Source organism: Pseudomonas sp. F9001 (assembly GCF_013385435.1).
Classification (GTDB): domain Bacteria; phylum Pseudomonadota; class Gammaproteobacteria; order Pseudomonadales; family Pseudomonadaceae; genus Aquipseudomonas.
The window spans coordinates 100,023-122,175 of sequence record NZ_JACAPX010000002.1; the positions used below are offsets into that span (position 1 = coordinate 100,023).

Consider the following 22,153-nt stretch of genomic DNA (forward strand, 5'->3'; position numbering starts at 1 on the left):
GGGGGACAAGCCCCCTCGCCACAGGTGCTCAGCGGGTGCCGGTTTATTCGGCATCCAGATGCATCGGTGTTACCACCCGACCATCTTTCTCCGCTTCCCCAAGGTTTGCATCGATAAAGTAAACCCGCTCATCTTCCAGCTGCGCCTTGTCTACCAGGTAGTCCTTGATCGCGCTGGCGCGGTCCTGGCCCAGTTGGCGCAGCAACACGTCACTGCCACTCCAGAACTTGATCACACCGTCCCGCAGCTTGGCGGTGCGCTCGTCATTGCTCAGGTCTTTCCATTCGGCCGGAGGCTGTTGTTTCAGGCGGGTGCGGTAGATGCCTTCCAGCAGCGGCGCCTTTTCCTTTTCCGGTACTTCAAGCAGCGACGCCTGGGCCGGCACCTTGTCGCCACGGCGCTGGAGGATCTTGTAGTAGTTGTACTGGTATTCGCGTTCCAGCCGTTGTGCGGCCAAAAGCGGGCCGTCACTGCTGGCAGCGGCGGTGCCTTCGATCTCCAGGCGCAGCGCAGGGCGCTCCTTGAGGGCTTTGGCCAGGCTGTCGAGGGCCGACTGGGAATCCTTGCTCAGCTCGCTCGAGCCTGCCGCAAACGACACGTTGCCAAGGTCTTGGGCACCACCACCGCTGATCAGGCCGCCAATGAACTTGAATGGTGCCGTGGCCGCACGTACTACCAGGTTGCGCAGGGTCTGCCAGACAATCGGCATGACGCTGAACTGCGGGTTGTTCAAGTCGCCGGTCACCGGCAGTTCGATCGAGATCTTGCCGTCGGAGTCCTTGAGCAGGGCTATCGCCAGGCGAATCGGCAGGTCCACGGCGTCGGCGCTGTCGACCTTCTCACCCAGTTGCAGTTGCTCGACCACCACCTTGTTTTCGGCCTTCAACTGGCCCTTGGTAATGACGTAATGCAGGTCCAGGTTGAGCCGACCCTTGCGGATGCGGAACCCGGCAAACTTGCCCGAGTATGGCGTCAGGGTGGTCAGTTCGACGCGTTTGAAGCTGGTGGCGATATCCAGTGCGGCCATCGGGTCAAACGGGTTTACGCTGCCCTTGATGGTGACCGGTGCATAACGGTCAACCTTGCCCTTGACGTCGACGCTCGCCGGTTTGGCCTGGCGACTGTCAATGGTGCCGATCTGGCCGTTGAGCTGCTGGATGGCCGTGGCGAAGTTCGGGGTCAGGCTGAAGTCGGCGAAGTTGGCCGAGCCGTCGTTGATCGCAATTTGACCAATATGAATGCCAAGGGGCTTCTCTTTGCTGGCCGCAGGTTTCGCCGCAGACTTGCCGGGGCTGTTGGCCGGCTGCGGGATCAGCAGGTCATCGATGTTGGTGGTGCGGTCATCGTTGATCATGAAGCGCGCATAGGGTTGCAACAGGTTGACCTTGTCGATCGACAGGCTGTCGCCATGTTGATAATTCACGCCTTCCAGCACCAGGCGCTGCCACTTGAGGAAGTCGCGGGTCTTCATGGTGTCCAGGGTGTGCAACTGGTCGACCTGGGCCCGGCCGGTCACCTGGAATGCCAGGGGGGCGGTGCTTTTCAGGTTCACGTCGAGGTTGCTGCCGAGCATGCCGCTACGCAGTTCCAGGCGGATAAACGGGCTGATATACGACTGGGCGACGCGCAGGTCGATGTCTTTGGTGTCCACTTTCAGCTTGGCGCTGACCGGGCTCAGGTTGACCTGGCCGGTCGCCTCGAGCTTGCCTTGTTTGCCTACGCCGGTATCGAGCTTGAGGGTAAACGGGCTCTGGTTAAGGCTGTCGAAACCCTGCAGGTCAAGGTTCAGCGGCCCGACTTCCAGGGCGACTGCCGGTTTGGCCGAGCGGTCAGCCAGATGCACTTGATAGTCGCGCAGTTGCACGTCCTTGAGCAGCACTTGCCAAGGCTTGCTCGGCGCTGCCGGTGCAGGTTTTGGCGAGTCGGCGGTAGCGGGTGCGGTGGCTGGCTCGGCTGCGGGTGCAGTTGCAGGTTTGCTCGGTTGGCTGGCAAACAGCTTCTGCCAGTCCAGCTGGCCGTCGGCTTCAAGGGCGGCCCAGGTTTCGAGTTTATTACTGCGGATCTTGCCGACGATCACTTGCTGCTTGGCCAGGTCCACGGTGGTTTCGCTGACGTCCAGCTTCTGCAGGCGCGCGAGCGGCCGGCCATCCGGTGCCTTGATCGCAAACGGCGCGACACTCAGGGCAACGTTGGTCAGGTTCAGCTCGGTTTCCTTGGCCAGGCTCAGCTTGTAGTCGGTGCTGAAGTTGAGGATGCCGTCTTCCAGAACCAGCGGCACCGCATCACGCACATACGGCCACCAGACTTTCATCTTGCCGTCGGTAACCTTGAGTTTGCCCTCGGAGGCAATCGGGATGAGGCTGAAGTTACCGGTCCAGTCGATCTGCCCACCTTCGGGGCCTGCGGCAACCAGCGTCATATCAGCGTTGTCTTCGGGCAGCGTGCTGAGGTTTTTCAGCTCGAAATCCAGCTTGTCGTAGAGAAACTCGATCGGTTCGCTGGGGCGCAAATCCTGGAAGTGCACATAGCCGGCTGCCAGCTTGATGTTATCGATGCGCAGCGGAAACGGCTTGGCGTTGGGATCGGTGGGCGTTGGCTCGCTGGCTGGCAATTTGAACAGCTGCGCCAGGTTGAGCTGGCCGGATTTGTCGAACAGCAGCTCGGTCTTGGGCTTGTCGAGTTGTACGTCGGCCAGGTGCAGGGCGCGGGTCCACAGGCTGTCGATCTGCAGGTTGGCATAGAGGCGTTCAAAGGCCACTTGCTCCTTGCCCGGCTCACCGATATTCAGGCCCCACACGGTCAGTTCGAGGCTGAACGGGTTGAGCTCGATACGCTCGACACGCGCCGGCACCGTGGCGTAGTTGGCCAACTGTTGGTTGGCCACGCGAAGGGCAATGCCGGGGAGAATCAGGAAGCCCAGCAAGCTGTACAGGGCAAGGGCGGTCAGCAAGGCGCCAGCGGCGCGAATCAATCCTTTGGGCATATGTGACGCCATCTATGTCAATCAAGAGTGCCTTGGAGTATGGCACGGGTTTACGGTTCCGAAGAGCCGGGCCTTTATTACTGCGCCCTGACCCTTTTGGGACAAGTCCTACAGTTGCAGGATCAGGGTCTTCAGCGGTGGTTGCTGGTCGTGGGACGGGAAGTCTGCGCCGGGTGTCATGACCTGCCAGTCGCGCACCGGGCGCCCGGCCTTTTCCGCACAGCGCAGGACCTGGTCACGCCAGTCGTCCATGCCGACTTTCGCCAGGTTGTTGCAGCAGATCAGCACGCCGTTTTCGGCCGTGGCCAGCAGCGCCGGCTTGAGCAGGCTCTGGTAGTCGCGCAGCAGGTCGACGGTACCGAAGGCGCTCTTGGCCCAGGCGGGTGGGTCGAGCAGTACCAGATCGTATTGACGCTGCTCCAGGCGCGGGTAACTCGGCAGCTTCTGCCCCCGACGCTGGCTGATGGGCAGGCCGGCCAGCTGGCGGATTGCCGGGAAGTAGTCGGACTGGATGAATTCCATCGTCGGCAATTGCGGGTTGAGTTGACCGTTTTCGCGACCGACCGCCAGGTTGCCCTCGGCAAAGTCCAGGTTGCACACCTCACGAGCGCCACCGGCAGCAGCACTCAGGCCTACGCCGCAGGTGTAGGCAAACAGGTTCAGCACGCTTTTTCCGGCGCTGTGTGCCTTGACCCAGCCACGGGTGTTGCGCAGGTCCAGGAACAACAGCGGGTCTTGCCCGGCATGGCGGCCGCGCACGCGGTAATTGAGGCCCCATTCGTGGCCGACCAGGTCTTCCAGGGCTGCGGGCTCGGCACGGTACACCGTGTCTTCACGGTCGATGCGCGAGTTGCCCCGGGAGCGGTCGTTGTAGACCAGCAGCAGTTCAAGCCCCAGGTGCTGGTTGATTGCTTGATGCAGGTGCAACAGGTCGTCGCTTTCCAGCGACTGGTGAAAACTCTGCACCAGCAGTTGCGGGCCGTAGCGGTCGATCGTCAGGCCGCCGGCGCCTTCCTGGCTGCCGTGGAACAGGCGATAGCAATCGGTACCTTGTGCATGCAACTCGGCGAGCAGGTCCTGGCGATGATCGAGGGCGGCGCGCAGCGCCTGATTCAAGGAAGACATAGTGCGCGCCTTGCAGAGTAATTGGGGCGCGGGAGTTTAACAGTTATGGCTCCAGCAGGCCCATTCGCCTGTGGGCCCGCTGCACCGAACCATTGCGCATGGCCCAGCGCAACAACGGCGCGCTGCGCCTGACCCCGGCACGAATCATCTGGCGCTGGATCGGGCTTTGCTTCTGCCCGAGCATGTCGCTGGCCCAGTCCGGCAGCAGGTCGATACCGGCCTGCATCATCAGCGAGCCAAACGGCTTGGCCAGGGTGCTCGGAGACGGCGCATTGAGCAGCAGGCGCAGGACTTCGTGGCTGCGCTGGTCACACAGCAGTTGCGGACGAATACGCTCAAGGTAATCGGAAATTTCCTGGCGCGAACGCGGCACATGGCGCGCGCCCAATTGCTCGGCCACCAGGGCGATTTCGCTGTAGTACCGGTCTTGATCCCTCGCAGATAAATCCGGGTTGCGATAACGCAGGTGGGCCGCGAGAAAGTTGCTGACCTCCGCCACATGCACCCAGGTCAGCAACTCGGGATCACTGGCGGCATACGGTCGGCCGTCCGGTGCATGGCCGACCACTTGCAGGTGGATGGTGCGCACTTTCTCGATCAGCCATTCGGCGTCACGCCGCGAACCAAACGTGGTGCCGGAAATGAACTGCGAGGTGCGTCGTAACCGCCCCAGCATGTCCTGCCGAAAGTTCGAGTGGTCCCACACGCCGGCCAACGCCAGCGGGTGCAATGCCTGCAACATCAACGCGCTGATGCCGCCGATCAACATGCTGCTGAAGTCGCCATGGACCTTCCAGCTCACCGAGTTCGGCCCAAAGAGACCCGGATCGCCCTTGGGGTTCTCCAGGTCGAGTTGGCCCAGCGACAAGCCGGTCAGGCTCATCAGCTGGTTTTCGATGCGGCTGCGAATGAATTCCATGGGTTCCTAGCGGTTGAGGCGCTTGTCGATCAGGCCGTCCACCACGCTCGGGTCGGCCAGTGTGGATGTATCTCCCAAACTGTCCAGCTCGTTGCAGGCAATCTTGCGCAGGATCCGCCGCATGATCTTGCCTGAGCGGGTTTTCGGCAAGGCCGGTGCCCATTGAATCAGCTCGGGCTTGGCGAAGCTGCCGATTTCCTTGCTGACCAGGTCCAGCAGGTGTTTTTTCAGCGCGTCGTCGGGCTCGACGCCATTCATGGGCGTGACGAAGGCATAGATGCCCTGGCCTTTTACGTCGTGTGGATAACCGACCACCGCGGCTTCTGCGACCTGATCATGCAGCACCAGGGCGCTTTCGACTTCGGCGGTGCCGATGCGGTGCCCGGAAACGTTGATCACGTCGTCGATGCGGCCGGTGATCCAGTAGTCACCGTCCTCGTCGCGCCGCGCGCCGTCGCCGGTAAAGTAGTAGCCGGGGTAGGGTTTGAAATAGGTGTCGATCATCCGCTGAGGGTCGCCGTACACGCTGCGGATTTGCCCTGGCCAGCTGGATTTGATCGCCAGCACGCCGCTGCCGGCGCCACTGATTTCCTTGCCTTGCTCATCGAGCAGCACCGGCACCACGCCGAACATCGGCTGGGTGGCGCAGCCGGGCTTGATCCGCTGGGCGCTGACCAGCGGGCTGAGCATGATGCCGCCCGTTTCGGTCTGCCACCAGGTGTCGACAATCGGGCAGCGTTGTTCGCCGACCGCGTTGAAGTACCAGTCCCAGGCCTCCGGGTTGATTGGCTCGCCGACACTGCCCAGCAGGCGCAGGCTGGCGCGGGAAGTGTTTTCCAGTGGCCCGTGGCCTTCCCGCATCAGCGCGCGTAACGCGGTCGGCGCGGTGTAGAAGATGTTGACCTTGTGTTTGTCGATCACCTGCCAGAACCGCGAGCTGTCCGGGTAGCTCGGCACGCCTTCGAACATCAGCGAGGTCGCACCATTGGCCAGTGGCCCGTACACGATATAGCTGTGGCCGGTGACCCAGCCGACATCGGCGGTGCACCAGAACACTTCGCCTTCGCGGTAATCGAGCACGTACTTGAAGGTCATCGCAGCCTGCAGCAGGTAACCGCCGGTGGTGTGCAACACACCTTTGGGTTTGCCGGTGCTGCCGGAGGTGTAGAGGATAAACAGCGGGTCTTCCGCATCCATCGGCTCGGGCGGGCAGTCGTCGCTGGCTGCATCCAGGGCCTGTTGATACTTGAGGTCGCGCCCTTCAGTCCAATTGACTGCCGCGCCAGTGCGTTGCACCACCAGTACCGTGCTGACACCCGGGCAACTGGCCAGGGCCTTGTCGACATTCTGTTTCAGCGCCACCGGCTTGCCGCCGCGCACGCCTTCATCGGCGGTGATCACCGTGCGGCAATCGGCGTCGAGAATGCGGTCGCGCAAGGCGTCCGGCGAGAATCCGCCAAACACCACCGAATGCACCGCACCGATCCGCGTACAGGCCAGCATCGCGTAGGCCGCCTCGGGAATCATCGGCATGTAGATGCACACCCGGTCGCCTTTCTTCACGCCACGGCTTTTCAGCACGTTGGCCAGGCGGCTGACGTTTTGGTGGAGCTGGCGGTAGGTAATTTTGGAAGACGTCGCAGGATCATCGCCCTCCCAGATGAAGGCCGGCTGATCAGCGCGTTGCGCGAGGTGACGGTCGATGCAGTTGTAACTGACGTTCAGTTGGCCTCCGGCAAACCATTGGGCGGAGCCGGTCTTGATGTCGGATTTCTGGACGGTCTGCCAGGGCGTGCTCCAGTCGAGAAAACGCTTGGCCTGTTCGGCCCAGAACGTATCGGGTTGCTCGACGGATTGGCGGTAGAGGCGCTGGTAGTCCTCTTGACTGAGTTGCGCAGCCCGGCGGACGGCATCGGCGGTGGGGAACGTGCTGATATCGAACATGAGGGATCCTTATTCTTGTTTTTTGCGACAAGAGGGGAGCTTTGCGACCCTCGTAGGAGCTGGCTTGCCAGCGATTGCATCACCTCGGTATTGAGTTTCACCGAGGTGTTTGCATCGCTGGCAAGCCAGCTCCTACAAGGGTCCGCTCCCGCAGGTTCAGACCCTCATTGTAGTGCTGATACCATCAACCGCGGTGACGGCCGCGGAAGTAGTTGATCAACCCCTGGGTGGACGCATCGTCCGCAGGCTGTTCTTCGGTGCCGGTCAGGCGGTTGTAGACGCCTTTGCCCAGCTCCTTGCCCAGCTCCACGCCCCACTGGTCGAACGCGTTGATGCCCCAGATGACGCTTTGCACGAACACTTTGTGTTCATACATCGCCACCAGTGCGCCAAGACGGCGAGGGCTGATGCGTTCAACCACAATGGTGTTGCTCGGACGGTTGCCCGGGATCACCTTGTGCGGTGCCAGCTTCTGCACTTCGGCTTCGTCCATGCCCTTGTCGCGCAGCTCGGCTTCAGCCTCGGCGCGGGTCTTGCCGAGCATCAGGGCCTGGCTCTGGGACAGGCAGTTGGCGTACAGCCACTGATGGTGGTCGGAAACCGGGTTGAAGCTGACGATCGGCACGATGAAGTCGGCCGGGATCAGTTGGGTGCCCTGGTGCAGCAGCTGGTGGTAAGCATGCTGGCCGTTGCAGCCTACGCCGCCCCAGATAACCGGGCCGGTGTCGGTGGAAACCGGCGTACCGTCCTGGCGCACGCTCTTGCCGTTGGATTCCATGTCCAGCTGTTGCAGGTGCTTGGTGATGTTACGCAGGTAGTGATCGTACGGCAGGATTGCGTGGCTCTGCGCGCCCCAGAAGTTGCCGTACCACACGCCCAGCAGGCCGAGCAGCACCGGCATGTTCGCCTCGAATGGAGCGGTCTGGAAATGCTGGTCCATGGTGTAGGCGCCGGACAGCAGTTCCTTGAAGTTGGACATGCCGATGGCCAGCGCGATGGGCAGGCCGATGGCCGACCACAGCGAGTAACGACCGCCCACCCAGTCCCACATCGGGAAAATGTTCTCTTCGCGGATACCGAAGGCCACGGCCGCCGCGTTGTTGCTCGATACGGCGATGAAGTGGCGATACAGCTCGGCTTCCGAGCCACCCTGGGCCAGGTACCAGGCGCGGGCGGCCTGGGCGTTTTTCAGGGTTTCGAGGGTGTTGAAGGATTTTGACGAGACGATGAACAGCGTGGTCTCGGCGCGCAGCTTCATGGTCAGCTCGTGGAACTCGCTGCCGTCGATGTTCGCCAGGTAATGGCAGCGCACGCCTTTGTGGGCGTAGGACAACAGCGCTTCAGACACCAGCTCCGGGCCGAGGAACGAGCCACCGATACCGATGTTCACCACGTCGGTGATCGGCTTCTCGGTGTAGCCACGCCACAGGCCGTCGTGGATGCGGCCGACCAGGTCAGTGATCTGGTTCAGCACCTTGTGCACGTCCGGCATGATGTTCACGCCGTTGACCGACAGCTTGTCACCCACCGGGCGACGCAGTGCGGTGTGCAGCGCCGGGCGGCCTTCGGAAGAGTTGACCGGCTCGCCGTTGAACAGCGACTTGATCGCGCCCTGAAGGTCGACTTCCTTGGCCAGGCCTACCAGCAGGTCGCGGGTTTCGCTGGTGATCAGGTTTTTCGAGTAATCGAGGAAAAGTCCGCAGCTGCTCAAGGTGAACTGGGTAAAGCGCTGGGGATCGGCATTAAAGGCTTCGCGCATGCTGAAATCCTGCATGGCTTGGCGATGTTGATTGAGCGCTTGCCAGGCGGGCAGAGCGGTAACGTCATGAGGAGTGCGGTAGTACGCCATCGCTGCGGGTTTCCTTTTTATTGCTGGGACTGCTTTTAGGACACTTGAAAGCCGGGAATGTCCTGTCTTTGTGAAGATGACAGGCTCCGGTCAACGCCAACGAAGAGCGTAGGGCGAATACATTAAACCTAGCGTGTCGATCTGTCTTGGCTTTGTCTGCGCTGTGGCCGGTACTTTTTTATACCGGCCGATCAGGCAGTGCAACAGGCGGGGTGTGCGGCGGGGTCAGTTCAGGTGCAGATGCAGGTTGTCGATCAGCCGGGTGGCGCCCAGGTAGGCGGCGACCAGGATCACCAGGTCCTTGTCTTCGGCGGTGGCCGGACGCAGGTGCAGGCCCTGGCGAACCTCCAGGTAGTCCATGCGAAAACCTGCCGCTTCGATCTGCTGGACCTGTGCGGCGCGCAGTTTGGCGAAGTCGCGGTCGCCCGCTTCAATGGCGGCGGCAATCTGGCTGAGGCTGCGGTACAGCACCGGTGCGATCGCGCGCTGTTCGTCGGTGAGGTAACCATTGCGCGACGACAGCGCGAGGCCGTCGTCGGCGCGCACGGTCGGCTCGCCGATAATCTGGATCGGCATGTTCAGGTCATGGACCATGGCGAGAATCACCGCCAGTTGCTGGTAGTCCTTCTGGCCAAAGATCGCCAGGTCCGGCTGGACCATGTTGAACAGCTTGCTGACCACCGTGGCTACGCCTTCAAAATGCCCGGGCCGGCTGGCGCCGCACAGGCCTTCGGACAGTTGCGGCACGCTGACGCGAGTCTGGCCGGCCATGCCGTCGGGGTACATCTCCTCGACGGTCGGGGCGAACAACAGGTTGCAACCGGCTTGCAAGAGCTTCTCCTGGTCGGCCGCCAGGGTGCGCGGGTACTTGTCCAGGTCTTCGCCGGCGCCGAATTGCAGCGGGTTGACGAAAATGCTCGCCACCACGAAATCGGCTTGTTGCGCAGCCTTGGTGACCAGCGTGGCATGGCCGCTGTGCAGGTTGCCCATGGTGGGCACGAAGCCGATGCGTTTGCCCGCGCTGCGGGCATGGGTGACGGCGGCGCGCAGTTCGCGCACGGTCTTGACGGTGTTCATGCGGAGAATCCGTGTTCGGCGCCCGGGAAGGTGACGGCTTTGACTTCGCTGACGTAGGCGGCGAGGGCTGATTGGATACTGTCCTGGCCCGCCATGAAGTTCTTCACGAACTTGGGTACGCGGCCGGTAAGGGACAGGCCCAGCATGTCATGCAGTACCAATACTTGGCCGTCTGTGGCAGAACCGGCGCCGATACCGATCACCGGTACTTTAACGGCCTGGGTGATTTCCGCTGCCAGCTCGCTTGGCACGCATTCGAGCAGAATCATGCACGCACCGGCCTGTTCAAGGGCGATGGCATCGGCCCGCATCTGGCGCGCCTGGGCTTCGCCGCGGCCTTGTACCTTGTAGCCGCCGAGGATATTCACCGACTGTGGCGTCAGGCCCATGTGCGCGCAAACCGGCACGCCGCGTTCAGCCAGCAAACGAATCGACTCGGCGAGCCAGGCGGCACCTTCAACCTTGATCATGTGTGCACCGGCACGCATCAGTTGAGCACTGTTGGTCAGCGTCTGTTCGATGGTGGCATCGGCCATGAAGGGCAGGTCGGCAATGATGAAGGCGCCTTCGTTGCCGCGCTTGACGCAGGCCGTGTGGTAAGCGATTTCATCGTTGGTGACGGGCAGGGTGCTGTCATTCCCTTGTAGAACCATGCCCAGGGAGTCCCCCACCAGCAACACTTCAACTCCTGCCTGGCTGCTGGCCTGGGCAAAAGTGGCGTCGTAGCAGGTCAGCATGGTGATCTTTTCACCTTTGAGCTTGAGGCTCTGCAAGGTGCTCAGGGTAACGTTTGGCATGAAAAGGGTCCTCATTCAGGCGCTTGGAAACAGCGAGTAACGCGCGTGAGTCTTCGTTTATACAGGCGCACTTTCTTAAGGATCAGTGCTTATAAGGCCTGGATTGCGCCCTTTAGCGCCGGGTAGGCGGCAGCGGGACGCCTATAGTCGTGAGGAGGACTCTGGAAGTCAATTGGATGTGTTACCGCATTGTTACGGCGGTGGTGTTACCGCTGTTACTGATGCGATTCAGCAGGCGCCAGGCGTTCCAGGCCGACAAACGGGCAGGCATCCAGCAGGTCGCCGAGCAGGCGGCCATCGGCCATTTGCAGGCTGGCCGGGGCCAGTTCTGCCAGCGGGTAAAGCACGAACGCCCGCAGGTGCATTTGATAGTGCGGCACCTTCAGGCGTGGCTCGTCGATCAGCCGGTCGCCAAACACCAGGATATCCAGGTCCAGGGTGCGCGGGCCCCAACGCTCAAGACGCTCGCGGCCCTGGTCATTCTCGATGGCTTGCAGCGCATCGAGCAGTTCCAGTGGTGCCAGGGCGCTGTCCAGGGCCGCGACCGCATTGGTATAGCGCGGCTGGCCCGGGAGCAGGGAATCACTTTGATAGAAGGCGGAGACGCCCGCCAGCGTAGTGTCCGGCAATTGCGCGAGGGCCTCGATGGCGTCGCGCAATTGTTGTTCAGGGGCAGCCAGGTTGCTGCCCATGCCGACGTAGATACGTTCCACGTGCTTACTCGCCCGACGCGCTCGATGAATCGCCAGCGCTGCGTTTGCGCTTGCTGCCACTGCTGCGGCGACGTTTTTTCGGGCCATCGCCGGTGGCTTCGCCTTTGCTGCTGAGCTCTTTGATCATCTCGCGGCGTTGGCTGTCGTTGGCGTCCTGGTAGTCGGTCCACCATTCGCCCAGGCCGTCGGTCTGTTCGCCGGCGCTTTCGCGCAGCAGCAGGAAGTCATAGCCGGCACGGAAGCGCGGGTTGTCCAGCAGCAGATCGGCGCGTTTGCCGCTGCGGCGTGGCAGGCGCTCCTGCATGTCCCAGATCTCGCGGATCGGCATGGTGAAGCGTTTCGGGATGGCGATGCGCTGGCATTGCTCGGCGATCAGCTCGTGAGCGGCTTCCTGCATGGCCGGAATTGCCGGCATGCCACGGTCTTGCAAGCGCATGACGCGTTTTGGAAGCGCTGGCCACAACAGGGCGGCAAACAGGAACGCCGGGGTTACCGGTTTGTTCTGCTTGATGCGCAGGTCGGTGTTGATCAAGGCTTCGCTGATCAGCGTGTGGGTGTAGGTCGGGTTGTACTCCAGTGCTTCGGCGCTGGCCGGGAACAGTGGGTCGAACAACTGCAGGTCTACCAGCATTTCGAAGGTGTCGGCAGCATAGCCGGAGAGGAACAGCTTGAGCACCTCTTCGAACAACCGGGCCGAGGGAATTTCCCGCAGCATCGGCGCCAGGTCGCGAATCGGCGCGGCCGTGTGCTTCTCGATGCCGAAGTTCAGCTTGGCGGCGAAACGCACGGCCCGCAGCATGCGCACCGGGTCTTCCTGGTAGCGTTGCGTCGGGTCGCCGATCAGGCGCAGCAGGTTGTTGCGGATGTCGTGTACGCCATTGGCGTAATCGAGGATGCGCTCACTGACCGGATCGTAATACAGGGCATTGATGGTGAAGTCGCGGCGCTGCGCGTCTTCTTCCAGGGTGCCGTAGACGTTGTCCCGCAGGATGCGCCCGCTTTCGTTGCGGGAAGACTGGTTAGTGTCTTCTTCTTCATCGTTTTGCGGATGGTTGGCGCGGAAGGTCGCGACCTCGATGATCTCGCGACCAAAGTGGATGTGCACCAACTTGAAGCGCCGGCCGATGATCCGCGCATTGCGGAATTCGGCACGCACTTGTTCCGGCGTGGCGCTGGTGGCGACGTCGAAATCCTTGGGAGTGATATTGAGCAACATGTCGCGCACGCAACCGCCAACCAGGTAGGCCTGGTAGCCGGCGTTCTGCAAACGTTCGACGATGTTCACCGCATAACGGCTGAACTGGGCGCGTTGCAGCGAATGCTGGCTGCTATTGAGCACTTCAGGCGTGCTGCGTTTGTGTTGCGTACGACGCAAGGGAGAACGGAATGACTGGAACAACTTCTTCAGCATGGGATGCACTGTTTGAAGGAATGTTCGGCCATAACGAAGAATGACCGCATGATGGGCCGGGATTCTAGCATTTAGTCAGGGGATGGTGTAGGAACTAGCTGCAAGGCTTGAGCCAGAAGCTTAAAAGAAGGGTGGCAGGTGCCAAATCGCGGAAACTACAAGGGGAGCCGAAGCTCCCCCAGAAGTAGTTGCGTGCTCTATTTTTATTATTGGTTTCGGGCTTCTTGTTTTTGTTGATCGCCCTCGCCATGAAGCTTCACCTTCATGACACTCCCAATCGGGAGCCAAGAGCAAACGGATTGCTTTGGTCGCTGTGTTGCTGATCTACGATCCAACCAGTTCAGGCTCTGCCTTAGGGCAGTTTTTGTTGTTCTCGGCCTGGTTGCGGGGCAAGCCCCAAATGCAACGCCTCTCCAAAAGAATCAGTTAGCTGCGCCTCCGCCGTGTTGTTTTTGTTATGCGTGAGTCGATTCGTCTTATTTTTATTGTCTTGTACATTTGCTTGTTATTGTTTTTGTACTAAGCATATAGCAGGGTGCGTGCCAACTTTTGCGAGGCCCAGCAAAATAAGGGGTTCGGGGCGTTTTCAGGTTTTTTGAAGGCGAAAAAAAGCCGGGGCTTCGTTACCGTAAGCCCCGGCTTTTGTTACGTGAAAAATCAGCGGTAACAGTTTTTTCACATCTGAGGGTGTTACCTGTGGGGGCAACCCACTCAGCTTTCGCTGGCAACCCCGGTCTTGCGCCGCGGGATACCCAAGCGCTGGCGCCGTTCCCACAGGCATTTACGGCTGACGCCCAGTTTGCGCGCCAGTTCGGTCTCGGTCATGTGGTCCTGGTGCTCCAGCACGAAATGCTGGAAGTAATCTTCCAGTGACAAATCTTCCGTCGGCTCGTGGCTGTTGTTACTGCCGCCACCTTGCTGTGGTGGCAAACCGATGAAGTCATCATCATCCAGGTCGCTGAGCTCGATATCGATCCCCAGCAGCTCGGCGGAAATTTCCGGGCTCTCCGACAGAATCACCGCACGCTCTACCGCGTTTTCCAGCTCCCGCACGTTACCCGGCCAGGAGTAGTGACGAATCGCCTGCTCGGCATCGGCAGCAAACTTCAGGTCGGTACGGTTGATGCGCGCACTCTGGCGCGCCAGGAAGGCCGTGGCGATTTCGTTGACGTCAGCGCCGCGCTCACGCAGGGCCGGCAGTTTGAGAGCGATCACGTGCAGGCGGTAATAAAGGTCTTCACGGAACTGGCCAATCTTGGCCAGGCTCTTCAGGTCACGGTGAGTAGCCGCAATCAGTCGTACGTCGACCTTCTGCGACTGTACCGAACCGACGCGGCGTATTTCGCCTTCCTGGAGTACCCGCAGCAAGCGTGCCTGGGCTTCCAGCGGCAGTTCGCCAATCTCGTCGAGGAACAGCGTGCCGCCGTCGGCGGCCTCAACCAAACCCGCACGGCCAGCGCTGGCGCCGGTAAAGGCGCCTTTTTCATGGCCGAACAATTCGGATTCGATCAGGGATTCGGGAATCGCCGCGCAGTTCACCGAGATCATCGGTGCCTTGGCGCGCTTGGACAGGTTGTGCAGGGCACGGGCCACCAGTTCTTTACCGGTACCGGACTCGCCCTGGATCAGTACATTGGAGTCGGTTGGCGCCACTTTGCGGATCTTGCTGTACAGGTCCTGCATGGGTGGGCAGGAGCCGATGATGCCGATTTCGCCGTTACTGTTGTCAATACCGGGTTTTTCAGAACCATTGGCGGCCTTGCCCGCTGCCGGGCGTTCAGCCGGTGCGCTGCTGGCCGATTGACGGTCACGCAGGATGCGCGCTACGGCCTGGAGCATTTCGTCGTGGTCGAAGGGCTTGGCGATGTAGTCCACCGCGCCCATCTTCATGGAGTCCACGGCCGAGCGCAGGCTGGCGTAGCTGGTCATGATCAGCACCGGAGTGCCTTGGCCGAGCTTGATCAGCTCGGTGCCGGGGGCGCCTGGCAAACGCAGGTCACTGACGATCAGGTCGAACGTGGGAATGCTGAAACGCTCTTGGGCTTCCTGCACCGAGCCGGCTTCGCTGACCTGGTACTGATTACGTTCAAGCAGGCGACGCAAGGCAGAGCGGATAATGGTTTCGTCTTCGACGATCAAAATGTGCGGCATTGATTCAACTCTCTCGACGGTCTCAGTTCACAGCGGACGTCGCTTCGACATGACGCGGCAAGGTCACCCGAATACGGGTGCCGCGTTGGCTTTCGGTGTCAGCCGGGCTGTCGATGGTGATTTGTCCATAATGCTCTTCAACGATGGAATAGACCAGTGCAAGGCCCAGACCGGTACCTTCACCCGGATCCTTGGTGGTGAAGAAGGGTTCGAACAATCGATCCATGATGTTCTGTGGAATGCCGCTGCCTTCGTCCTCGACGATCAGATCGACCGTGTGCTCGAAAGCCTCGCTCTTGACCCGTACTGCGCTGCCGGCCGGCGATGCGTCGCGGGCGTTGGACAGCAGGTTGATCAGCACTTGGGCCAGGCGTTGTGAATCACCGTCGACCCAGTGTTCCGGGTCGCACAGGTTGAAGAACTGTACTTCGAAATTGCGCCGGTTCAAGGCCAGCAGCCCAATGGCATCCTGGGCCACTTCGGCCAGGCACACCGCCTCGTCGTGATTCTGATGGGCGCCCGCGTGGGCAAAGCTCATCAGCGACTGCACGATGCGCGAAACACGCTTGGTCTGCTCGAGAATCTGCCCGCTGATTTCGATGATTTCGCCGTCTTCTTCGCGCTCTTCCCGCAGGTTTTGCGCGAGGCAGGCGATACCGGTGATCGGATTGCCGATTTCATGGGCCACACCCGCGGCCAGGCGCCCGATGCTGGCCAGGCGCTCGGAGTGCACCAGCTTGTCTTCGAGCATCTGGGTTTCGGTCAGGTCTTCCACCAGCAGCACCAGGCCGCTGTTGCCGGGCGCCAGTGGCTCGTCGATGGCGGCCTTGTGCAGGTTGAGCCAGCGGGTCTGGCCATCCAGCGCCAGGTGCTGTTTGTGCAAGTGTTCGTCGGGCAGGTTGATGAAGCCCTGGAGCAATTCTTTCCACGGGTCGCCAATGGTGTTCAGGCGCGAGCCCACCACACGTTGGGCGGCGATGCCGGTGAGCTCTTCCATGGCCTTGTTCCACATCAGGATCTCTTGATCCTTGGCCAGGGAGCAGACGCCCATCGGCAGTTCCTGCAACGTCTGGCGGTGATAGCGGCGCAGGGCGTCGAGTTCGGCGGCAAGGCCGGTGAGGCGGGAGTGGTAATCCTCCAGCCGGCTCTCGATGAAGTGGATGTCTTCGGTCACGTAGTTTTCGCCGCCGGCCTTGTAAGGCAGGAACGTCTCGACCATGTCCTGGGACACGCTCGGGCCCATCAGGCCGGAAAGGTTGGCTTCTATACGGTCCCGCAGGCGGCGCAGGGCATAAGGCCGGCGCTCGTCGAACGGCAGGTAGAGATCGCGCAGGGCCTGCTCGACCTCCTTTTGTGCGGCCTTGGCGCCCAGCGGCTTGGCCAGTTGCGTGGCGAATTCCTGGGGTGAGGCGGCGTGCAGTTCGCGGCGTTGCGGGCGACGGACGTTGTCCACTGCGCAGGCTTCGGCGGCGCTGGTTTCTTCGGGGCTGGCGTTGGTGAACAGCGAGATCAGGGTGAACATCAGCACGTTGGCCGCCAGCGAGGCAATTGCCGCCATGTGCCAACTGGTGTCATCCAGCACGTAGATCATGTTCAGCAGCGGGATGTAGAAGCCCTGCAGGTTGCCCACCAGCGGCAGCAGCATGGTCACGGTCCATACCAGGATCCCGGCGAGCAAACCGGCGATAAAGCCTCGGCGGTTGGCGGTCGGCCAGTACAGCACCGACAGCACGCCCGGCAGGAACTGCAAGGTGGCGACGAAGGCGACAATCCCCAGGTTGGCCAGGTCCTGTTCTGCACCCAGCAACAGGTAGAAGCCATAGCCGGCCATGATGATCGCGACGATCAGGGCCCGGCGGGTCCATTTCAGCCAGCGGTAGATATTGCCTTCGGCCGGCGGCTGGTAGAGCGGCAGCACCAGGTGATTCAGCGCCATCCCCGACAGCGCCAGGGTACTGACGATGATCAGCCCGCTGGAGGCCGATAATCCGCCGACATAGGCCAGCAATGCGAGGGATTTGCTGTTGGCGGCAATACCCACGCCCAGCGTGAAGTATTCGGGATTGGTGGTGGCGCCAAGTTTCAGGCCGGCCCACAGGATCAGCGGCACCGCCAGGCTCATCAACAGCAGGAACAGCGGCAAGCCCCAGCTGGCGCTGACCAGCGAGCGCGGGTTGAGGTTTTCGGTGAAGGTCATGTGGTACATGTGCGGCATCACAATCGCCGAGGCGAAGAACACCAAAAGCAGCGTGCGCCATGGGCCTTCCTGCAACGGCGTGTGCAGTGCGGCCAGGGCGGTCTGGTTTTGCAGCAGCCACAGTTCCAGCTGTTGCGGGCCGTCGAATACGCCATACAACGCGTACAGACCGACACCGCCGATGGCGATCAGCTTGATCACCGATTCAAACGCGATCGCAAACACCAGTCCTTCATGTTTCTCACGGGTGGCGATATGCCGTGAGCCGAAGAAAATCGTGAACAGAGTGATCAGCGCGCAGAAGCTCAATGCCACGCGGTGCTGCACCGGTTCGCGGGTGAGGATGCTGATGGAGTCGGCCACGGCCTGGATCTGCAATGCCAGCAACGGCAGCACGCCGATCAGCATGAAAATCGTGGTCAGTGCACCGGCCCAGGTACTGCGAAAACGGAACGCAAACAGGTCGGCCAGGGACGACAACTGATAGGTGCGGGTGATTTTCAGGATCGGATACAACAGCACCGGCGCCAGCAAGAACGCGCCGGACACCCCGAGATAACTCGAAAGAAAGCCGTAACCGTACTGATAGGCCAGGCCCACGGTGCCATAAAACGCCCAGGCACTCGCGTACACGCCCAAGGACAAGGTGTAGGTCAACGGATGGCGAATGATCGCCCGCGGAATCATCCCGCGTTCACTGATCCAGGCTACCCCGAACAACGCGGCCAGGTAGGCGGCGCTGATCAGCAGCATCTCGGTCAGGCTAAAGCTCATCGGCATCTTTTTGGCTCTGCAGGATGAAAGTCACGACGATCAGAATCAGCCAAAGCAGATAGGGCCGGTACCAGGCGCCTGTGGCGTCGATCCACCAATCCATGATGGCGGGAGAAAACAGGTAGATCCCGACGACCAGCAGCAGGACCAATCGATAGATGTACATGTTGGCCTCTGATTGAAAAACTGCGGCGATGGTAACGGATGGCTCGCAAGCTGCAAGCGCCTTCAGCGCAATTGCGCTTCGGCCAGCGTGAGTGTGCGCGGGATCTGTGCGGCATCCCAGTGTTGAATGCCCCAATCCAGCAGTTCCCGTGGGCTGGCGTGGTGCAGTTCGTCGCCCGCCGGCTGGCCCAGGGCGCGCAGTGCTCTTAACAGCAAAGGCGTGGCCTGGTCAGTGGTCAAGGGCGGTGAGCGGTAGGATTTGCCCAGCTTGTTACCGTCCGGCTGGATGATCAACGGCACATGCAGGTAACGCGGTTGGCGCAGGCCCAGCAGTTCTTGCAGATACAGTTGGCGCGGCGTGGAGTCGAGCAGGTCGGCGCCACGCACGATGTCGGTCACACCTTGCCAGGCATCATCGAGGACTACCGCCAGTTGGTAGGCATACAGGCCGTCGCGACGGCGGATGATGAAGTCGCCTACGTCGCGACCCAGATGCTGTCGGAATTCGCCTTGTACACGGTCGGTAAAGTGGTACTCCAACTCCGGCACCCGCAGACGGATGGCGGCATCTTGCTGGTCATGCCCGGCATTGCGGCACAGTCCCGGATAAATCCCGTTATAGGGCTCCAGTTGCTTGCGCGAGCAGGTGCAGGCGTAGGCCAGGCCATGATTGAACAGGCGGTTGAGCACTTCAGCGTAGGCATCGTGCCGCTCGCTTTGTCGGACCAACTCCCCGTCCCATTCAAAACCATAGCGTTCCAGGGCATTCAGGATTGCGGCCTGGGCGCCGGGCTCTTCCCGTGGCGGGTCGAGGTCTTCCATGCGCATCAGCCAGCGGCCTTGGTTGGCACGGGCGTCGAGGTAGGAGGCGAGGGCGGCGACCAGGGAACCGAAGTGCAGGTGTCCGCTGGGCGTGGGGGCGAAACGCCCGATATAGGAGGAGGCTGTCATGGGCCGGATATTACTGGAAAACCAGCAAACGCCAGAAACAAAAATGGGGCGTTCGCACGCCCCATTTGTTCAGCCCGGCAATGATTACTTGCCGACCTGTTTTTCCTTGATTTCAGCCAAGGTCTTGCAGTCCACGCACAGGTCGGCGGTAGGACGCGCTTCCAGGCGGCGAATACCGATCTCGACGCCGCAGGACTCGCACCAGCCGTACTCTTCGTCTTCGATGAGTTGCAGGGTCTTGTCGATCTTCTTGATCAGCTTGCGCTCGCGATCACGGGCGCGCAGTTCAAGGGCGAACTCTTCTTCCTGGCTGGCACGGTCTGCCGGGTCCGGGAAGTTGGCCGCTTCGTCCTTCATATGGTCAACGGTACGGTCAACCTCTTGCATCAAGTCCTGTTTCCACTGCTTCAGGATCTTGGAGAAGTGTTCGCGCATGGGCTTGCCCATGTATTCCTCACCCTTCGCCTCGACGTAGGGTTGGAAGCCGCTGATGCTCTGTTGCTTTGCTTGGGTGGGCATGAATGGACCGCCTCTCACTCTTCTAATCCATTGCGCAGGATTGCAACATCACCGACACCTGCCGGCCCTGCGGCTGCAAGCGGGCGAACTTACCAGATAGATTCGGGGTGCGCCACTCCCGGTTGTCGAGGCACCGTCTCCTGAGGCTTGCAAACCGCCGCAGGCCCCAGCAGGGCGGGCTTGTACGGTCTCGAATGTTGATTTTAGCTGTTTTGCAGGTAGTTGCTTGCCGTGCTTGCTACATGTCTTGGGGCAATAGAGCAGGTTTTGCGCGGCGGGTTGGGTAGAATCGGGGTTTGTCCTCAGAGTTAAGGAAGGCTAATGGCTCAGCCCTACAGTGCGCGCAGCCGCGCTATCGAACCTTTCCATGTCATGGCGTTGCTGGCGCGGGCCAATGAATTGCAGGCCGCCGGTCACGACGTGATTCACCTGGAAATCGGCGAGCCGGACTTCACCACCGCCGAGCCCATCATCAAGGCCGGGCAGGCGGCGCTGGCCAATGGCAAGACCCGCTATACCGCGGCCCGCGGGCTGCCGGAGTTGCGGCAAGCCATCAGCGGTTTCTACCAGCAGCGCTACGGGTTGAGCATCGATCCCGAGCGAATTCTGATTACTCCCGGCGGCTCGGGAGCCTTGTTGCTGGCGAGCAGCCTGCTGGTGGATCCTGGCAAGCACTGGCTGCTGGCAGACCCAGGCTACCCCTGCAACCGCCACTTCCTGCGACTGGTGGAGGGCGCGGCCCAATTGGTCCCGGTGGGCCCCGAGGTGCGTTATCAACTGACCGCCGACCTGGTGGCGCGCCATTGGAATCAGGACAGCGTGGGCGCGTTGGTCGCTTCGCCTGCCAACCCTACCGGCACCATCCTGACGCGGGACGAGTTGGCGGGGTTGTCGAGCGCCATCAAGGCGCGCAATGGGCATTTGGTGGTGGATGAGATCTACCACGGCCTGACCTACGGCACCGATGCCGCCAGCGTGCTGGAAGTTGACGATGAAGCCTTCGTTCTAAATAGTTTTTCGAAGTATTTCGGAATGACCGGCTGGCGCCTGGGCTGGCTGGTGGCGCCGCCTGCTGCGGTGGGTGAGCTGGAGAAACTGGCGCAGAATCTCTACATCAGCGCGCCGAGCATGGCCCAGCATGCGGCCCTGGCCTGCTTCACCCCGCAAACATTGAACATTCTTGAAGATCGCCGGGCCGAGTTTGGCCGGCGTCGCGACTTCCTGCTGCCAGCCCTGCGCGAGTTGGGTTTCGGTATTGCCGTGGAGCCGGAAGGCGCGTTCTACCTGTATGCCGATATCAGCGCATTCGGCGGCGATGCCTTCGCGTTCTGCCGGCACTTCCTCGAAACCGAGCACGTTGCGTTCACGCCGGGCCTGGATTTCGGCCGTTATCAAGCCGGTCACCATGTGCGTTTTGCCTACACGCAAAACCTTGATCGCCTACAGCAAGCCGTTGAACGGATTGCCCGCGGCCTGCGGAGTTGGCAAGGCTGATGCGCTTTAATCCTCCCCTTGAAGAAGGCCGGCTGATCCGCCGCTACAAGCGTTTTCTCGCCGATATCGAAACCGTTACCGGCGAGTTGTTGACCATTCACTGCCCGAACACCGGCTCGATGTTCAACTGCATGGTGGAAGGTGGCCAGGTCTGGTTCAGCCGCTCCAATGACCCCAAGCGCAAGCTGCCAGGCACCTGGGAAATCAGCGAAACCCCACAAGGGCGCCTGGCGTGTGTGAACACGGCGCGGGCCAATCAGTTGGTTGAAGAAGCGCTGCGCGCGGGGGTTATCACCGAGCTCAATGGCTTTACTGCCTTGAAACGCGAAGTCGCCTACGGCCAGGAAAACAGCAGGATCGATTTCCGCCTGGACTACCCGGCGGGCGCGGCGTATGTCGAAGTCAAAAGCGTCACCCTCGGGTTTGACGGGACCTCGACGGCGGCGTTTCCCGATGCCGTGACCCAGCGCGGTGCCAAGCATCTGCGTGAGCTGGCGCATCTGGCGCGTGAGGGTGTACGGGCAGTGCAGTTGTACTGCGTCAACCTCTCGGGGATCGATGCGGTGCGTCCTGCCGAAGAAATTGATGCCGGTTACGCGGCAGCGTTGCGTGAGGCCAAGGCGGCGGGCGTCGAGGTGCTGGCCTATGGCGTGCGAGTGACGTCAGAGGAAATCTGCATCGACCGTCGCCTGGAAGTAATGCTCGGCGATTAGAGTTGCACCCACAGGCCTTGTTCATCCTCGCGTCCGGGCAGGGCTGTCAGGCTCTGGCCGGCGCAAGGGCCGGCGACGCACTCACCGCTTTCGATCAGGAACAGCGCGCCATGGGTGGCGCACTGGATCAGGCTGGCGCTGGGGTCGAGAAACTGGTGCGGCTGCCATTCCAGCGGCACCCCGCGATGCGGGCAGCGGTTGATATAGAAGTAGGCAATGCCTTCGCGGCGCACGGCAAACAGCTTGCGGCCGTCGATATCGAAACCGAGGCTGGCGTTGGGTGTGAGTTCGCTGGAGGCGCAGAGAAACTTCATATCGATCCTTAAGTGCCGCCGTTTGCGGGCTACAAGGCTATCCTGGTTTTTGCCGCA

17 protein-coding genes are annotated in these 22,153 nt (G+C 61.3%); 2 read left to right on the plus strand and 15 right to left on the minus strand.

Annotation, left to right across the window (positions count from 1 at the left end; genetic code table 11):
- Positions 1-43 precede the first annotated feature (43 nt).
- From HX818_RS01410 to dksA, 14 genes are all read right to left on the minus strand, one after another.
- Positions 44-2,983 carry a DUF748 domain-containing protein gene (locus HX818_RS01410; protein ID WP_177019339.1) on the minus strand — a complete coding sequence of 980 codons (2,940 nt, stop codon included), beginning with the start codon at positions 2,981-2,983 and terminating at the stop codon, positions 44-46.
- Positions 2,984-3,091: 108 nt separating this feature from the next.
- Positions 3,092-4,108, minus strand: a complete 1,017-nt coding sequence (locus tag HX818_RS01415; protein WP_177019340.1) for a class I SAM-dependent rRNA methyltransferase — start codon at positions 4,106-4,108, stop codon at positions 3,092-3,094.
- A 43-nt stretch (positions 4,109-4,151) separates the two neighbouring features.
- Positions 4,152-5,027 carry an oxygenase MpaB family protein gene (locus HX818_RS01420; protein ID WP_102604509.1) on the minus strand — a complete coding sequence of 292 codons (876 nt, stop codon included), beginning with the start codon at positions 5,025-5,027 and terminating at the stop codon, positions 4,152-4,154.
- A 6-nt stretch (positions 5,028-5,033) separates the two neighbouring features.
- A complete protein-coding gene (gene acs, locus HX818_RS01425; protein ID WP_177019341.1) occupies positions 5,034-6,971 on the minus strand; it encodes an acetate--CoA ligase in 1,938 nt (645 codons plus the stop codon).
- A gap of 184 nt (positions 6,972-7,155) precedes the next feature.
- The gene (gene pgi / locus HX818_RS01430; RefSeq protein WP_003212168.1) at positions 7,156-8,820 is read right to left on the minus strand and encodes a glucose-6-phosphate isomerase; all 1,665 of its coding nucleotides are present in this window, start codon (positions 8,818-8,820) and stop codon (positions 7,156-7,158) included.
- A gap of 225 nt (positions 8,821-9,045) precedes the next feature.
- On the minus strand, positions 9,046-9,897 hold the full coding sequence (panC, locus tag HX818_RS01435; protein ID WP_177019342.1) for a pantoate--beta-alanine ligase: 852 nt from the start codon (positions 9,895-9,897) through the stop codon (positions 9,046-9,048).
- Positions 9,894-10,694 carry a 3-methyl-2-oxobutanoate hydroxymethyltransferase gene (gene panB, locus HX818_RS01440; RefSeq protein WP_008436874.1) on the minus strand — a complete coding sequence of 267 codons (801 nt, stop codon included), beginning with the start codon at positions 10,692-10,694 and terminating at the stop codon, positions 9,894-9,896. Before panB ends, panC begins: the two co-directional genes overlap by 4 nt.
- A gap of 215 nt (positions 10,695-10,909) precedes the next feature.
- Positions 10,910-11,407: a 2-amino-4-hydroxy-6-hydroxymethyldihydropteridine diphosphokinase gene (folK, locus tag HX818_RS01445; RefSeq protein ID WP_177019343.1), complete on the minus strand. Its 498-nt coding sequence runs from the start codon at positions 11,405-11,407 to the stop codon at positions 10,910-10,912.
- A gap of 4 nt (positions 11,408-11,411) precedes the next feature.
- Positions 11,412-12,818 carry a polynucleotide adenylyltransferase PcnB gene (locus tag HX818_RS01450; protein WP_003212161.1) on the minus strand — a complete coding sequence of 469 codons (1,407 nt, stop codon included), beginning with the start codon at positions 12,816-12,818 and terminating at the stop codon, positions 11,412-11,414.
- Positions 12,819-13,529: 711 nt separating this feature from the next.
- A complete protein-coding gene (locus HX818_RS01455; RefSeq protein ID WP_003212159.1) occupies positions 13,530-14,969 on the minus strand; it encodes a sigma-54 dependent transcriptional regulator in 1,440 nt (479 codons plus the stop codon).
- A 22-nt stretch (positions 14,970-14,991) separates the two neighbouring features.
- Positions 14,992-17,946, minus strand: a complete 2,955-nt coding sequence (locus HX818_RS01460) for a sensor histidine kinase (RefSeq protein WP_023659379.1) — start codon at positions 17,944-17,946, stop codon at positions 14,992-14,994.
- Complete coding sequence (locus tag HX818_RS01465) at positions 17,930-18,106, minus strand: hypothetical protein (RefSeq protein WP_003176118.1); 177 nt, start codon at positions 18,104-18,106, stop codon at positions 17,930-17,932. Before HX818_RS01465 ends, HX818_RS01460 begins: the two co-directional genes overlap by 17 nt.
- Before the next feature lie 62 nt (positions 18,107-18,168).
- Positions 18,169-19,056 (minus strand): tRNA glutamyl-Q(34) synthetase GluQRS, encoded by an 888-nt coding sequence (gene gluQRS, locus HX818_RS01470; protein WP_177019344.1) that lies wholly within the window; start codon positions 19,054-19,056, stop codon positions 18,169-18,171.
- An 84-nt stretch (positions 19,057-19,140) separates the two neighbouring features.
- Positions 19,141-19,575 (minus strand): RNA polymerase-binding protein DksA, encoded by a 435-nt coding sequence (gene dksA, locus HX818_RS01475; protein ID WP_003212154.1) that lies wholly within the window; start codon positions 19,573-19,575, stop codon positions 19,141-19,143.
- 321 nt (positions 19,576-19,896) lie between these two features.
- Between dksA and HX818_RS01480 the strand changes: the two genes are divergently transcribed.
- Together HX818_RS01480 and sfsA are read left to right on the plus strand one after the other, a co-directional pair.
- Complete coding sequence (locus tag HX818_RS01480; RefSeq protein ID WP_102604513.1) at positions 19,897-21,069, plus strand: pyridoxal phosphate-dependent aminotransferase; 1,173 nt, start codon at positions 19,897-19,899, stop codon at positions 21,067-21,069.
- Positions 21,069-21,782: a DNA/RNA nuclease SfsA gene (gene sfsA, locus HX818_RS01485; protein ID WP_102604514.1), complete on the plus strand. Its 714-nt coding sequence runs from the start codon at positions 21,069-21,071 to the stop codon at positions 21,780-21,782. Before HX818_RS01480 ends, sfsA begins: the two co-directional genes overlap by 1 nt.
- On the opposite strand, the gene HX818_RS01490 is transcribed toward sfsA, so the two are convergent.
- The gene (locus tag HX818_RS01490; protein WP_102604515.1) at positions 21,779-22,096 is read right to left on the minus strand and encodes a Rieske (2Fe-2S) protein; all 318 of its coding nucleotides are present in this window, start codon (positions 22,094-22,096) and stop codon (positions 21,779-21,781) included. The two genes, sfsA and HX818_RS01490, sit on opposite strands and share 4 nt — an antisense overlap.
- Positions 22,097-22,153: the final 57 nt, after the last annotated feature.

Coding starts and splice junctions, on each gene's coding strand:
- HX818_RS01410 (WP_177019339.1), bottom strand. CDS start 2,983: ATGCCCAAAGGATTGATTCGCGCCGCTGGCGCCTTGCTGACCGCCCTT.
- HX818_RS01415 (WP_177019340.1), bottom strand. CDS start 4,108: ATGTCTTCCTTGAATCAGGCGCTGCGCGCCGCCCTCGATCATCGCCAG.
- HX818_RS01420 (WP_102604509.1), bottom strand. CDS start 5,027: ATGGAATTCATTCGCAGCCGCATCGAAAACCAGCTGATGAGCCTGACC.
- acs (WP_177019341.1), bottom strand. CDS start 6,971: ATGTTCGATATCAGCACGTTCCCCACCGCCGATGCCGTCCGCCGGGCT.
- pgi (WP_003212168.1), bottom strand. CDS start 8,820: ATGGCGTACTACCGCACTCCTCATGACGTTACCGCTCTGCCCGCCTGG.
- panC (WP_177019342.1), bottom strand. CDS start 9,897: ATGAACACCGTCAAGACCGTGCGCGAACTGCGCGCCGCCGTCACCCAT.
- panB (WP_008436874.1), bottom strand. CDS start 10,694: ATGCCAAACGTTACCCTGAGCACCTTGCAGAGCCTCAAGCTCAAAGGT.
- HX818_RS01450 (WP_003212161.1), bottom strand. CDS start 12,818: ATGCTGAAGAAGTTGTTCCAGTCATTCCGTTCTCCCTTGCGTCGTACG.
- HX818_RS01455 (WP_003212159.1), bottom strand. CDS start 14,969: ATGCCGCACATTTTGATCGTCGAAGACGAAACCATTATCCGCTCTGCC.
- HX818_RS01460 (WP_023659379.1), bottom strand. CDS start 17,946: ATGCCGATGAGCTTTAGCCTGACCGAGATGCTGCTGATCAGCGCCGCC.
- HX818_RS01465 (WP_003176118.1), bottom strand. CDS start 18,106: ATGTACATCTATCGATTGGTCCTGCTGCTGGTCGTCGGGATCTACCTG.
- gluQRS (WP_177019344.1), bottom strand. CDS start 19,056: ATGACAGCCTCCTCCTATATCGGGCGTTTCGCCCCCACGCCCAGCGGA.
- dksA (WP_003212154.1), bottom strand. CDS start 19,575: ATGCCCACCCAAGCAAAGCAACAGAGCATCAGCGGCTTCCAACCCTAC.
- HX818_RS01480 (WP_102604513.1), top strand. CDS start 19,897: ATGGCTCAGCCCTACAGTGCGCGCAGCCGCGCTATCGAACCTTTCCAT.
- sfsA (WP_102604514.1), top strand. CDS start 21,069: ATGCGCTTTAATCCTCCCCTTGAAGAAGGCCGGCTGATCCGCCGCTAC.
- HX818_RS01490 (WP_102604515.1), bottom strand. CDS start 22,096: ATGAAGTTTCTCTGCGCCTCCAGCGAACTCACACCCAACGCCAGCCTC.